10 protein-coding genes are annotated in these 12,450 nt (G+C 71.6%); 4 read left to right on the plus strand and 6 right to left on the minus strand.

Annotated elements, in window-relative coordinates:
- Nucleotides 1-111 precede the first annotated feature (111 nt).
- Entirely contained in the window at nt 112-2,091 is a 1,980-nt protein-coding gene (locus tag ABD332_RS38865; RefSeq protein ID WP_344508276.1) for an LppU/SCO3897 family protein, read from the plus strand.
- A 63-nt stretch (nt 2,092-2,154) separates the two neighbouring features.
- Nucleotides 2,155-3,993: an NHL domain-containing thioredoxin family protein gene (locus ABD332_RS38870; RefSeq protein WP_344508278.1), complete on the plus strand. Its 1,839-nt coding sequence runs from the start codon at nt 2,155-2,157 to the stop codon at nt 3,991-3,993.
- A gap of 1,112 nt (nt 3,994-5,105) precedes the next feature.
- Here the strand turns inward: ABD332_RS38870 and ABD332_RS38875 are convergent.
- From ABD332_RS38875 to ABD332_RS38885, 3 genes are read right to left on the minus strand one after another with little or no spacing between them, the layout of a single operon-like run.
- Nucleotides 5,106-5,831 (minus strand): LamB/YcsF family protein, encoded by a 726-nt coding sequence (locus ABD332_RS38875; protein WP_344508280.1) that lies wholly within the window; start codon nt 5,829-5,831, stop codon nt 5,106-5,108.
- Nucleotides 5,815-6,669: a 5-oxoprolinase subunit C family protein gene (locus ABD332_RS38880; RefSeq protein ID WP_344508282.1), complete on the minus strand. Its 855-nt coding sequence runs from the start codon at nt 6,667-6,669 to the stop codon at nt 5,815-5,817. Before ABD332_RS38880 ends, ABD332_RS38875 begins: the two co-directional genes overlap by 17 nt.
- Nucleotides 6,666-7,259 (minus strand): 5-oxoprolinase subunit B family protein, encoded by a 594-nt coding sequence (locus ABD332_RS38885; RefSeq protein ID WP_344508284.1) that lies wholly within the window; start codon nt 7,257-7,259, stop codon nt 6,666-6,668. Before ABD332_RS38885 ends, ABD332_RS38880 begins: the two co-directional genes overlap by 4 nt.
- A 122-nt stretch (nt 7,260-7,381) precedes the next feature.
- On the opposite strand from ABD332_RS38885, the gene trhA reads away from it, so the two are divergent.
- Nucleotides 7,382-8,008 carry a PAQR family membrane homeostasis protein TrhA gene (gene trhA / locus ABD332_RS38890; protein ID WP_344508600.1) on the plus strand — a complete coding sequence of 209 codons (627 nt, stop codon included), beginning with the start codon at nt 7,382-7,384 and terminating at the stop codon, nt 8,006-8,008.
- 32 nt (nt 8,009-8,040) lie between these two features.
- On the opposite strand, the gene ABD332_RS38895 is transcribed toward trhA, so the two are convergent.
- Nucleotides 8,041-8,346 (minus strand): DUF6458 family protein, encoded by a 306-nt coding sequence (locus ABD332_RS38895; RefSeq protein ID WP_344508602.1) that lies wholly within the window; start codon nt 8,344-8,346, stop codon nt 8,041-8,043.
- Between the two features lie 55 nt (nt 8,347-8,401).
- On the opposite strand from ABD332_RS38895, the gene ABD332_RS38900 reads away from it, so the two are divergent.
- Nucleotides 8,402-8,983, plus strand: a complete 582-nt coding sequence (locus ABD332_RS38900; RefSeq protein WP_344508286.1) for a SixA phosphatase family protein — start codon at nt 8,402-8,404, stop codon at nt 8,981-8,983.
- Nucleotides 8,984-9,057: 74 nt separating this feature from the next.
- Here ABD332_RS38900 and ABD332_RS38905 read toward each other — a convergent pair whose 3' ends face one another.
- Together ABD332_RS38905 and ABD332_RS38910 are read right to left on the minus strand one after the other, a co-directional pair.
- Nucleotides 9,058-10,905 (minus strand): acyl-CoA dehydrogenase, encoded by a 1,848-nt coding sequence (locus tag ABD332_RS38905; protein ID WP_344508288.1) that lies wholly within the window; start codon nt 10,903-10,905, stop codon nt 9,058-9,060.
- 419 nt (nt 10,906-11,324) lie between these two features.
- The gene (locus tag ABD332_RS38910) at nt 11,325-12,434 is read right to left on the minus strand and encodes a PP2C family protein-serine/threonine phosphatase (protein ID WP_344508290.1); all 1,110 of its coding nucleotides are present in this window, start codon (nt 12,432-12,434) and stop codon (nt 11,325-11,327) included.
- Between the last annotated feature and the right edge of the window lie 16 nt (nt 12,435-12,450).

Genomic DNA, 12,450 nt, shown 5'->3' on the forward strand with positions numbered 1-12,450 from the left:
TCGCTTTGTTCACCTATTCTGGGAGCGCTTGCCGGCGAACCTGAGCCTCCGCTCTGCCATGTACGGTTCGGGTCGACTACGGTCGCAAGGGTCTGACCCACAGGAGGCACGATGACGTCCGACCAGCCCCACCCGTCCGAAGCGGACGAGAGTGCGGCGAGCGCGCCGAGCTCACCCCCGCCCGGCACGCCCCCGGCCGGCACCGTGCGAGCGACCGCGTCGGTCCCGATGCCGACCAGGCCTCCCGTCCAGCCGTCGTCCCCGGCGGCGCCGCCGGCCCCCGCGACGTACGGCTCACCCGCCGCCTCCTCAGAGCCCGCCCCTGCCGCGCCGCCGGTCGCGCCGGCCGCCGCGCCTCCCGCTGTGCCCGCCGCGACCGGCCAGGGCGCGGTCGAGGACGCCGAGCAGCAGCCGAGGCCCGGGCCGTTCCCGCCGGCTGGGCCGTTCGCGCCGCCGGCCCCTCCGCTTCCGGCCCGCACGCCGCCGAACGCGCCTCCCGGCCCGCCGGGCAGCTTCCCTGGCTTCACCCCGGCGGGACCGGCCGGCGAGGCCTCGTCCGCCGCTCCGCAGAGCGACCCGGCCGCCGCCGCCCAGGATCCGGTTCAGGCGCCGGCGGGCCCCAGCGGCCCTCCTGCCGGCTACACCCAGGTGCCGGTCCCCCCGCCTGCCTCTGCTTCCGGCCCCGCACCTTCTTCCGGCGCCGGCCCTTCTTCCGGCGCCGCGCCTTCGGCTGGATCCGCGCAGGTGCCGGTGTCCGGTGTTCCCTCATCCGGGTCGGCGCAGGTGCCCGGGTCCGGCGGCGCGCCGGTCGGATCGGTGCCTGGCGCCCAGCACGGCAACGCTCCCGTCTCGGCGGCCCCCGTCTCGGGGAGCGCCCGGACGTATGGCACCGCCCAGGTCTCCGGCAGCGCCCAGGTCCCCGGCGCCATGCCTCCGCCGTCCGCGGTCCCGCCGACCTCCGCACCCCCGGCGACGTACGGCACCCCGACCTCGCCCCCACCCACCTCCGCACCGCCGGCCACCTACGGCTCGCCTTCCACGCCGCCGGCCGCGTACGGCGCCCCGACCTCCGCTCCACCTGCCGCCTATGGCGCGCCCACCTCCGCACCGCCGGCCACCTACGGCTCGGCTCCCTCTGCGCCGCCGGCCGCGTTCGGCGCGCCTGCCGCCGCTCCGCCGACCGCCTATGGCGCTCCCACCTCGGCGCCGCCGGCCGCTGCCACTTACGGCACGACTTCCGCCCCACCGGCCGCCTTTGGCGCGCCCACCTCCGCTCCGCCGGCCACGTACGGCGCCCCGACCTCCGCCCCGCCCGCGACGTACGGCACGCCGGCATCGGCGGCGCCCAGTGCGGCGGGCCCTGAAGCGGGACAGCCCGCCGGGGCCGTCCCGGCGGCACCGAACCTGGGGAAGATCCCGCCGGCGTCGTTCGCCGCACGGGCACAGGTGTCCGTCCCGCCCGCGAACGTGCCCCCGACCAGCGCACCGCCGGCCAACCTGCCGCCCACGAGCGCACCGCCGGCGACCGGGCTGTACCAGGCGTCAGCACCACCGGCGACCAACATGCCGACCTCGGCGCCTCCGGCCTCCGGGCCGCCCGCGGCCGGCATCTATCAGGCCGCGCCGCCCCCCGCCACGGGCGTGTACCAGGCTTCGGTGCCGAGCGCAGCACCGGCCGGCCCGCATTACAGCGACCTCGTCACCATGCCCGGCGATCAACCCCCTTCCGGTGCTGAGCCTGTCGGTGGGGCGCCGGTCGTACCGACGCCGCCGACTGAAAAGAAGAGCAAGCGCGGCCTGATCATGGGGCTGGTCGTGGTGGTCGTGGTCTTCCTGCTCGCGGTGGCCGGCACAGGCATCGTGGTGGCGCTGAACAACGCCGACAGCACCAGCTTCGCGGTCAACTCGTGCGTCAAGCAGGACGGCAACTCGGCGAAGAAGGCGAGCTGCTCGGACAAGGACGCATTCACGATCGTGCAGAAGGTGGAGAAGCCGGAGAGCTGCTCAGACGCCAGCCAACCGTACGTCGTGCTGCAGCACAAGGGACAGAAGGACGAGGTCCTCTGCCTCCGTCCGGCCTCGGCCAAATGACCTAGGCGCCCGGGGCCAACGTCGCATGGGAGCGCCCGGCGGCACTCGGGCAGACTTGGGGGCATGACCGACCCGGCACAGTCGCCACTGCTCAAGGCCCGCGTCCGCGCTCCCGAACTCCGGGGGCGCGGATGGCTCAACACCGACGGACTCACCCTGTCCGATCTGCGGGGAAAGATTGTAGTTCTCGACTTCTGGACCTTCTGCTGCATCAACTGCCTGCACGTGCTCGACGAGCTGCGCCCGCTTGAGGAGCGGTTCGCGGACGTGCTGGTGACCATCGGGGTGCACTCGCCGAAGTTCGAGCACGAGAAGGACCCGGCGGCGCTCGCGGCAGCCGTCGAGCGGTATGGGGTCGACCATCCGGTGCTGGACGACCCCGAGATGGAGATGTGGCAGCAGTATGCGGCGAAGGCCTGGCCGACGCTGACCGTCATCGACCCCGAGGGCTATGTCGTGGCGACGATGGCCGGCGAGGGGCACGCCGAAGGGCTGGCGCGGCTGGTCGAGGAGCTCGTCCGCGTGCACGAGGCGCGGGGCACGCTGCGGCGCGGCTCCGCTCCGCAGGTCGCCGCCAGGACCGAGGAGACGGTGCTGCGGTTCCCTGGCAAGGCGCTGGCCCTGGCCGACGGGCACTTCCTGGTCGCCGACTCGACGCACCAGTCGCTGGTCGAGTTCGACGCCGACAACGAGACCCTGATCCGCCGCATCGGCACCGGGCAGCGCGGCCGCAAGGACGGCACGGATCCCGAGTTCTCCGAGCCGGGCGGGCTGTGCCTGCTGCCCCCGCACGTGGCCGAGATCGCCGGGTATGACGTCGTGGTCGCCGACACGGTCAACCATCTGCTGCGCGGCCTGAAGCTCTCGACCGGCGAGGTGACCACGGTCGCCGGCAGCGGCCGGCAGTGGCGCGGCAGCGTCGACTTCGACGCGCACGACTCCCTGGCGGTCGACCTGTCGTCGCCGTGGGACGTGGCGTGGTTCGACGACCAGGTCGTGGTCGCGATGGCCGGCATCCACCAGCTGTGGTGGTTCAACCCGGTGCGGCGCACCGCCGGCATGTACGCGGGGACGACCGTCGAGGCACTCCGCGACGGCCCGCTGCAAGAGGTGTGGATGGCGCAGCCGTCCGGCCTGTCGGCGTCGCCCGACGGCACGACGCTGTGGATCGCCGACAGCGAGTCCAGCGCGATCCGCTTCATCGCCGACGGCCGGATGTCGACCGTGGCCGGGCAGGGCCTGTTCGACTTCGGGCACGTCGACGGCCCCGCCGATCAGGCGCTGCTGCAGCACCCGCTCGGCCTGCTGGCCCTGGCCGACGGCAGCGTGCTCGTCGCCGACACGTACAACGGCGCCATCCGCAGGATCGCCGACGGCGTGGTGTCCACCGTCGTCGACGGCCTCCGCGAGCCGAGCGACCTGGTCCTCAGCTCGACCGGCGACGTCGTGGTCGTCGAGTCGGGCGCACACCGGCTGGTCCGGCTCGCCCCCGGCACCCTGGCAGCGGCGGGCATCGACGTCGCCGGCGTCCGGCACCGCACCGAACGCCCCTCGACGATGCTCGCCCCCGGCGAGGTCCAGCTCGACCTGATCTTCGAGCCGGCGCCGGGCCAGAAGCTGGACGAGTCGTTCGGCCCCTCGACCCGCCTGGAGGTGTCCGCCTCCCCGCCCGAGCTGCTGCTGGAAGGCGCCGGCGTGACCCAGGACCTGCGCCGCCGCCTGGTCCTCTCCCCCGACGTCACCGAGGGCGTCCTGCAGGTGGTGGCCCAGGCCGCGACGTGCGACATCGACGCGGAGTTCCCCGCCTGCCACCTGACCCGCCAGGACTGGGGCGTCCCGATCCGCGTAGCCAAGGACGGCGCCCAGCGCCTCCCCCTGGTCCTCCGCGGCCTCGACACCTGACGCCCAAGCCCGCCGTTTACGATCCGGAAGACCTCACGCACCCACCCCCGATCCACACAAGGTCTTCCGGATCACCAAGGCACAGCACGCCATCCCAGACCTGACGCCACCCTCCGCAGCAACCCCTGTCGCCGCAGCACCAACGCCCTCCGCCGCTGAGCGTTGAAGCCCGCAGCCCGCCCAGTCGGCCAACCAGGATGCGCCGCAAGACCAACACCAGCACAACTCAGCGACACCCCAGGCGCTGCGATGACCACGGCTCATGATCCGGAAGACTTTATGTCGTCATAGCAGCACAAAGTCTTCCGGATCACGGAAAGCCGGGCCGCAGGCGCGCCTCGCTGGTGGCCAACCGCGCGGACGAACGTTCGTCATGGACACCGTGTCCGGGGGTATCGCCGCAGACCCACAGAGCCCCAACGGCAGAAATTCCGGGTCACGGGACGATGCCGCGCGGCATCGCATCGCGGTGGCCAGTGCAGACACCCGCAGCAGCGCCGGGCCGGCAACAGGCGACACCACCCGCCGACGCCGCCGCTGCTCATGATCCGGAAACGGGCCACGGACCTGCGCAGATATCCGCAGCAACGCCGGTCCGGGTCGGCACCAGGCGGCACCGCTCCAGACGCCGCCATTGCTCATGATCCGGAAGATTTTGTGTCGTCATAGGCACACAAAGTCTTCCGGATCATGGAAAGCCGGGCCGCAGGCGCGCCTCGCTGGTGGCGAAGCGGGCAACCGGAGGGCCAACCGCGCGGACGACGTCCGCCACAGACACCGCACCTGGAGAGCCGCCGCGGACGCACAGGGACTTAGACGGCAGAAGATTTCAGGTCACGGAGCAAAGCCGCGCAGCATGACATCGCGGCGACCAGCGCAGACGCCCACAACCACAACAACGCCGCTCCGGGCACGCACCAGGCGACACCATCCCAGACACCGCTGGTGCTCATGATCCGGAAGACTTTATGTCGTCATAGGCACACAAAGTCTTCCGGATCACGGAAAGCCGGGCCGCGGACACGCCTCGCTGGTGAGGAAGTGGACACGCAGGGACCCACGCAGACATCCGCAGCAGTGCCGGTCCGGGTCGGCAGCAGGCGACAGCGCCCTCAGAAGGGGGACAAGGGGAGGCCGGCGGCGAGGAGGGCGGTGCGGACGGCGGTTGCCATGGACACGGCACCGGGGGTGTCGCCGTGGACGCACAGGGACTCGAACGGCAGTTGGAGCACGGTGCCGTCGATGGCGACGACCTCGCCGGTGCGGGCCATGCGGACGGCGCGGTCGGTGACGGTGGGGATGTCGGTCAGGACGGCGCCTTCGGTGCCGCGGGGCACGAGGCGGCCGTCCGGGAGGTAACCGCGGTCCACGAAGCCTTCAAAAACCACGCGCAGGCCTGCCTCGGCGGCGAGCCGAGCCAGGACCGAGCCGGGCTGACACAGGACGGGGAGGCCGAAGGCGGCAGCGGCGGCGGCGACGGCCGAGGCGTGGACGGGGTCGACGGCGGCGGTGTTGTAGAGGGCGCCGTGCGGTTTGACGTAGGTGACCGGGCCGAACGCCGACAGGGCGCCGATCTGGTAGCGCAGCTCGTCGGTCAGCGTGGTGGCGTCGACGTCGATGCGGCGGCGGCCGAAGCCGGCCAGGTCGCGGTAGCTGACCTGGGCGCCGATCCGGACGCCGCGGGAGACGGCGCTGGAGCAGACGCGGCGCATCGTGGAGGGGTCGCCGGCGTGGAAGCCGCAGGCGACGTTGGCGCTGGTGACGATGTCCAGGAGGGCGTCGTCGTCGCCGAGGGTCCAGATGCCGAAGCCTTCGCCGAGGTCACTGTTGAGGTCCACGGAACCGAACGGTATCGCCCGGGCGGGCCTGGGCGAGCAGCGGCAGATCGGTGGGGTCGACGACGGCGACGACCGGGTAGCCGCCGGTGGTGGGGTGGTCGGCGAGGAAGATCAGCGGCTGGCCGGAGGCTGGGACCTGCACGGCGCCGAGGACGATGCCTTCGCTGGGGAGCTCGCGCTGGTGGGCGCGGGTGAGTGCGGGGCCGCCGAGCCGCGCGCCGATCCTGTTGCTGTCGTTGCTCAGGGTGTACGTGCCGGCGAGCAGGTCACCGGCGGCCGCGAAGTAGTCGTGGCGGGGGCCCCAGGTCAGGCCGAGCGTGATGGGGCCGCCCAGGGCGGGGCGGGGCGCCACGTCCACGGTGGACGGGTCGCCGGTCGTGGGGCCCACGGCCAGCACAGCGCCCACGCCGACGACCGGCGGGCCGAGCGCCGCAAGGGTGTCGGTGGCGCGGCTGCCCAGTACCGGCGACGCGGCGAAACCTCCGTCGACGGCGAGGTATCCACGCAGCCCGGCCACGGCGCGGCCGATCTCGACGCGGTCGCCGGCGCGGAAGGGGACGGGGGCGTTGATCGGCGCGGGCCGCCCGCCGACGCGCAGTGGCGCCACCGCCCCGGTCAGGGCGAGGGTGCCGGCGAAGGCCAGGGTCGCGACGAACGGGCCGAGCGTGATCTCCAGCGCGGCGCAGGACGCGTCGTTGCCGACGAGGCGGTTGGCGAGGCGCAGGGCGGGCTGGTCGAGCGCGCCGGAGCGGGGGACGCCGAGGTGCGCGAACCCGGGCCGGCCGAGGTCCTGCAGGGTCGTGAGCGGGCCCGCCGTCTCGACCGTGAGCGTCCTCATGCCACCGCCAGCCGCACGGTCCGGCCGGGGGTCAGCAGGGCGGGCGGGTCACGGTCGATGTCGAACAGGGCCGTGTCGGTGTGGCCGATGAGCTGCCAGCCGCCGGGGGACGCGGTCGGGTAGATGCCGGCGTACTCCGCGGCGAGCGCGACCGACCCGGCCGGGACGCGAGGGCGTGGGCTCTCCCGCCGGGGGATGGTCCACGGCAGGCCGCTGAGGTACGCGAACCCGGGCGCGAAGCCGCCGAAGGCGACCGTGAGGGTGGTTTCGGTGAGCGTGCGGACGAGCACCTCGACGGACGAACCGGTCATTTCCGCGACCGCCGCGAGATCAGGCCCGTCAAACACGACCGGAATCGCCAATTTGTCGCCATAAAAGCGGGCAAAAGACGGCGTCGGCCACGAGCGCAGCGAAGCGGCAAGAGACGCGGGCGACGGGACCCCGTCGAGCAGGACGGTTCGCGCACCGGGGACGATATCGGTGACCGCGAGGCGTCCGGCGGCCCGCTCGGCGTCCAGCGCGGCGAACCATGCCAGCGGATCGTCGACCTCGATCAGCAGGGCAGAGCTCCCGACGGGGCGGATCTCCATGACCGCCACCCTAGTTGGTGTCCGCTTCGATACTTGCCAGTAACCTACGGTACCGTAACCTGGAGGGCGTGACAGTGAAGACCGAGACCCGCCTGCGCCCGGTCGACCTCGGCAAGCCCAGGATGCGCGGCTGGCTGCACACCTATGCGTTCGGCGCCGCGATCATCTGCGGCATCGTGCTGTGCTCGCTGGCCGCGGGCCGCCCGGGCTGGTCGCCGTTCGTGAGCTGTCTCGTGTACAGCCTGACGGTGTGTGCCCTGTTCGGGACCAGCGCGCTCTATCACCGCCGGGTCTGGTCGCCCGCGGGGTACAAGCTGATGCGCCGCCTCGACCACTCGATGATCTTCGTGTTCATCGCCGGCACGTACACGCCGTTCAGCGTCCTGCTGCTGTCGGGGCGGACCGGCGACGTCATCCTGAGCGTGGTCTGGGGCGGCGCGCTGCTCGGCGTGGGCATGAAGATGATCTGGCCGAACGCGCCCCGCTGGGTGGGGGCGCCGCTGTACGTCGCGCTCGGCTGGGTCGCCGTGGTGGTCCTGCCGGACATCCTGCGCACGGGCGGCGTGACCGCGCTCGTGCTGACGATCGTCGGCGGCGCGTTCTACACGGTCGGCGCGGTCTTCTACGCCCTGCGCCGGCCCAACCCGTGGCCGACCGTCTTCGGCCACCACGAGTTCTTCCACGCCTGCACGCTCGTCGCCGCGATCCTGCACCACATCGCCATCTACTTCGCGCTGTACGCGAGGTAGACGGCGATGTGTGCGGTTTTCCGCGGATTTTCCTAGTACGAACGGTCCTCGTACGTCCGGCGGCGCTCGACGACCTCGTCCACGGTCGGCGGGATCGCGGTGCCACCAGCGGTCGGAACCTGCCGGACGACCGTGCGCCGGCGGCTGTTCCAGAAGTACAGCGTGAGGAGCAGCCCCACCAGGCCTGCGAGCTGGAAGATCCAGCCGATCGTGTCGAGGTTGAACGGCCCGAGATCGGTGTCGTCCAAGCCGAACGTCATGATCGCTCCGATAACGATCAGAAGAATGCTGCCACCGATACCCATCGAGGGCCTCCAGGACGTTTGGTTGGTAACCATCTGTACCGCCGGGTTACCCACCTACGACGCCGCTCAATCGGGCACGCTATAGGACATGGCTGACGGCACCACTGGGCGCACCCTGATCCTGCTCCGGCACGCGAAGGCCGTCGACCCGGATCCGTACCCCACCGACCTCGAACGCCCGCTGAGTCCCCGCGGCCGCCGGGACGCCGCCGCGGCCGGCGACTGGCTGCGTGAGCAGGGCCTGCTGCCCGATCTGGTGGTGTGCTCGACCGCGGTCCGGACCCGCGAGACGCTGGACGGCCTGCACCTCGACAAGCACGACAAGCACGACAAGCACGGCGGGCACGGCGGCCACGGCGGGCACGGCGGGCACGGCGGGCACGGCGGGCACGGCGGGCACGGCAAGACGGTGCCCGTGGTGTTCGAGCACCGGGTGTACCTCGGCCCGGCCCACGACACGCTCGACCTGCTGCAGAACTCGCCGGACGTGGCGACGCTGCTGCTGATCGGCCACAACCCGACCCTGTCGATGCTGTCCGACCTGCTCGACCCGGACGCGCTCCCGGACGAGGGCCTGGCAACCAGCGGGATCGCGGTCCACACGGTGACGGGCCCGTGGCGCGACCTGGAGACCGCGCCGCTGCGGGCGCACCACACGGCCCGCGGCTGACCTCAGAAAGAAACCGGAACAGAAAAGCGGGAGGGCGCCATTGCCCTCCCGCCAGCTCTCTGTGGAACAGAACCCTAGAACGCGTCTTCGGACAGGTCCATCGCGTCCAGCGTGGTGGCCTCGATGACGCGGCGGTCGGAGCCGGTCCGCGGGAGCACCTCGCGGGCGAAGAACTTCGCCGCGGCGACCTTGCCCTCGTAGAAGGCCTTCTCCGTGGTCTCGCCGGCCAGGGCCTTCAGGGCCACCTCCGCCTGCCGCTGCAGGAGCCAGCCGACCACGACGTCGCCGAGGGCGAGCAGGAAGCGGCGGGTGTTGAGGCCGACCTTGTAAAGCGCCCGGGGGTCGCCGGCCTGGGCCTCGCCGAGCCAGCCGGTGAAGATGCCGAGCATGTTCTGGACCTCGCCGAGCGCCTTGCCCAGCGCGACCCGCTCGACCTTCAGCTGCCCGTTGCCGCCCTCGGCCTCCAGGAACTGCTGGATCTCGGCGGCGACGGTCAGCAGCGCCTTGCCCTGGTCCTTCACGATCTTGCGGAAGACGAGGTCGAGGCTCTGGATCGCGGTCGTGCCCTCGTAGAGGGTGTCGATCTTCGAGTCGCGGATGTACTGCTCGAGCGGGTAGTCCTGCAGGAAGCCGGAGCCGCCGAAGGTCTGCAGCGACTCGTGGCCGAGCAGCTCGTACGCCCGCTCGGAGCCGACGCCCTTGACCAGGGGCAGGAGCAGGTCGTTGACCCGCTTGGCGATCTTCGCGGCGGCCTCGTCGCCCGCGGCCTCGGCGAGGGCGACCTTGTCCTGCCAGGAAGCGGTGTAAAGGACGAGGGCGCGGAGGCCTTCGGCGTAGGACTTCTGCATCAGCAGGGAGCGGCGCACGTCGGGGTGGTGCATGATCGTGACGCGCGGCGCGTTCTTGTCGCTGCTGGCGAGGTCGGCGCCCTGGACGCGGCTCTTGGCGTAGTCGAGCGCGTTGAGGTAGCCGGTCGAGAGGGTGGCGATGGCCTTCGTTCCAACCATCATCCGCGCGTACTCGATGATGAGGAACATCTGGCGGATGCCTTCGTGCACGTCGCCGAGCAGCCAGCCCTTGGCCGGGACGCCGTGGCCGCCGAAGGTGACCTCGCAGGTCGTGGAGACCTTGAGGCCCATCTTGTGCTCGACGTTGGTCACGAAGGCGCCGTTGCGGTCCTTGAGCTCGCCGGTGTCGCCGTCGAAGTGGAACTTCGGCACGACGAAGAGCGAGAGGCCCTTCGTGCCGGGGCCGCCTGCGCCGGGCGTGTCGACCGGGCGGGCCAGGACGTAGTGGACGATGTTCTCGGCGAGGTCGTGCTCACCGCTGGTGATGAAGCGCTTGACGCCCTCGATGTGCCAGGAGCCGTCGGCCTGCGGGATCGCCCGTGTACGGCCGGCGCCCACGTCGGACCCCGCATCGGGCTCGGTGAGCACCATGGTGGAGCCCCACTGGCGGTCGACGAAGAGCTTGGCCCACTTCTTCTGCTCCTCGGTGCCCTCGATCCGCAGCGTGTTGGCGAAGGAGGGGCCGGACGCGTACATCCAGATGGGCGCGTTGGAGCCGAGCACCATCTCGGCGAGGGACCACCACAGGGCCCGCGGCGCGGAGGTGCCGTCGAGCTCGGCGGGGAGGTCGAGGCGCCAGAACTCGGCGGCCATGAAGGCCTCGTACGACTTGCGGAACGACTCGGGCATCTTCACCGAGTGGGTCGCCGGGTCGTAGACGGGCGGGTTGCGGTCGGCGTCGGCGTAGCTCGCGGCGAGGTCCTCGCGGGCGAGGCGGTCGACCTCGGCGAGGATGCTGCGCGCGGTGTCGACGTCGAGATCTCCGTAGGGACCCTGGCCGAGGACCTTGTCGACGCCGAAGACCTCGAAGAGGTTGAACTCGAGGTCCCGCAGGTTGCTCTTGTAATGGCTCATCGCGGAGTGGCCCCCGTCTCTGGGTCGCTTTTGTAGATCGAGCATGGACGACCGAGGTTACCAGTCGGTAACAGGAATCTTATTACTTGCGAGTAACTTCCGGCAACCCACCCGGGCGGGTGATGGCCATCACAAAAGGCGTCACCTATTTCGGCAGGTCAGGATGACCGGTGAGTACTCCAAGGTGGCAGATGAGTAGCGCACAGGGTGTACGTGCGCACGACACGCCGTCACCTGCGGGTGACGTGATCGTTGAGCGGTTACTCGCAGTCAGAAGGAGGGCACCGCGATGATCGTCCGGATGATGGGCTCTCTGTTCGCTCCCAAGTACCCGCGCTTCTACACGGGCCGGCACCGCGCCCCGATGCGCCGCTTCGTCCCCCGCCCCCGCATGGTGGCGGAGTAGCGCCCGAAGGACGTCAGCCGACGGCCGTAGCTCCGGCGCCGCCGATCTCCCAGCTGGGGACCGTCGCCGGAGCCTTGACCCCCTGATACTCCACCAGCACCAGCGCGATGTCGTCGTCGAGCCGGCCGCGCACCCACTCCAGCAGCGCGCTCTCCAGCGACGCCAGCCCGTCGCCGACGGTGCCGTGCCCCAGCAGCCGCTGCGCCCGCTCCGCGGTCGGGAAGAACTGCCCGTCGCGGCGCGCCTCCGCCAGCCCGTCGGTGAAGAACAGCAGCCGGTCGCCCGGCTCCAGCCGCTCGACGCGCGGCTTCACCACCGGCATGAAGCCCAGCGGCGGCGCGTTGGACGGCGGGTCGAGCGGGATCACCTGGCCGCGGCGCAGCAGCAGCGGCGCCGGGTGGCCGCAGTTGACGATCGTCAGCGTGCCACCGCGCTCCTCGATCAGCGCCGCGGTCACGAAGTCCTCGTCGCCGACCGACCTGGCCACGGCCCGGTCCAGGTCGGCCACGATCGCGCGCAGGTCGGCCCGCTCAAACGCCACGTGCCGGTAGGAGCCGAGGACGATGCTGGCGAGCCGGACCGCGTCCAGGCCCTTGCCCCGCACGTCACCGATGATCATGCGGACGCCGTACGGGGTGTCCAGCGCCTCGTACAGGTCGCCACCGATGTCGGCGGCGGCGCTGGCGGAGATGTAGCGGGCCGCGATCGTCAGCGGGCCGAGCTGTGGCCCCAGCGGGCGCAGGACGGCCTGCTGCGCGACGGAGGCGAGCTTCGACAGCTCCGCATACCGCGCGATCTGCCGCTGCCTGATGGCGCCGACGGCGGAGGCGATGCCCGCGGCGAGGATGACGGCGCCCAGGTTGAGCATCATCACCAGCGTGCGCTCGCGGGTGTGCATGAGCTCGATGCTGCAGAAGACGACGGCGAGCAGCGTCGAGGCGCTGCCGACGGCGAGGACCTCCGGCCAGGAGGCGAACGCGGCCGCGAGGAACGGCGCGGCGGCGAGCAGCCCGACGTAGTTGGCGTCGGTGCCGTCGGCGAGCTCAGCGGCCAGGACCAGGCAGAGCAGCACGAAGGCCGCGCCGACTCCGGCGCGGGCTTCGGGAAGCAACGGTCGTTTCATAGGTCCGATCGACAGC

It is taken from the genome of Dactylosporangium maewongense, from assembly GCF_039531485.1.
GTDB classification, from domain to species: Bacteria; Actinomycetota; Actinomycetes; order Mycobacteriales; family Micromonosporaceae; genus Dactylosporangium; species Dactylosporangium maewongense.

Excerpts from the sequence above, each read along its gene's own strand:
- ABD332_RS38865 (WP_344508276.1), top strand. The coding sequence starts at position 112 with ATGACGTCCGACCAGCCCCACCCGTCCGAAGCGGACGAGAGTGCGGCG.
- ABD332_RS38870 (WP_344508278.1), top strand. The coding sequence starts at position 2,155 with ATGACCGACCCGGCACAGTCGCCACTGCTCAAGGCCCGCGTCCGCGCT.
- ABD332_RS38880 (WP_344508282.1), bottom strand. The coding sequence starts at position 6,669 with ATGAGGACGCTCACGGTCGAGACGGCGGGCCCGCTCACGACCCTGCAG.
- ABD332_RS38885 (WP_344508284.1), bottom strand. The coding sequence starts at position 7,259 with ATGGAGATCCGCCCCGTCGGGAGCTCTGCCCTGCTGATCGAGGTCGAC.
- trhA (WP_344508600.1), top strand. The coding sequence starts at position 7,382 with ATGCGCGGCTGGCTGCACACCTATGCGTTCGGCGCCGCGATCATCTGC.
- ABD332_RS38895 (WP_344508602.1), bottom strand. The coding sequence starts at position 8,346 with ATGGTTACCAACCAAACGTCCTGGAGGCCCTCGATGGGTATCGGTGGC.
- ABD332_RS38900 (WP_344508286.1), top strand. The coding sequence starts at position 8,402 with ATGGCTGACGGCACCACTGGGCGCACCCTGATCCTGCTCCGGCACGCG.
- ABD332_RS38905 (WP_344508288.1), bottom strand. The coding sequence starts at position 10,905 with ATGAGCCATTACAAGAGCAACCTGCGGGACCTCGAGTTCAACCTCTTC.
- ABD332_RS38910 (WP_344508290.1), bottom strand. The coding sequence starts at position 12,434 with ATGAAACGACCGTTGCTTCCCGAAGCCCGCGCCGGAGTCGGCGCGGCC.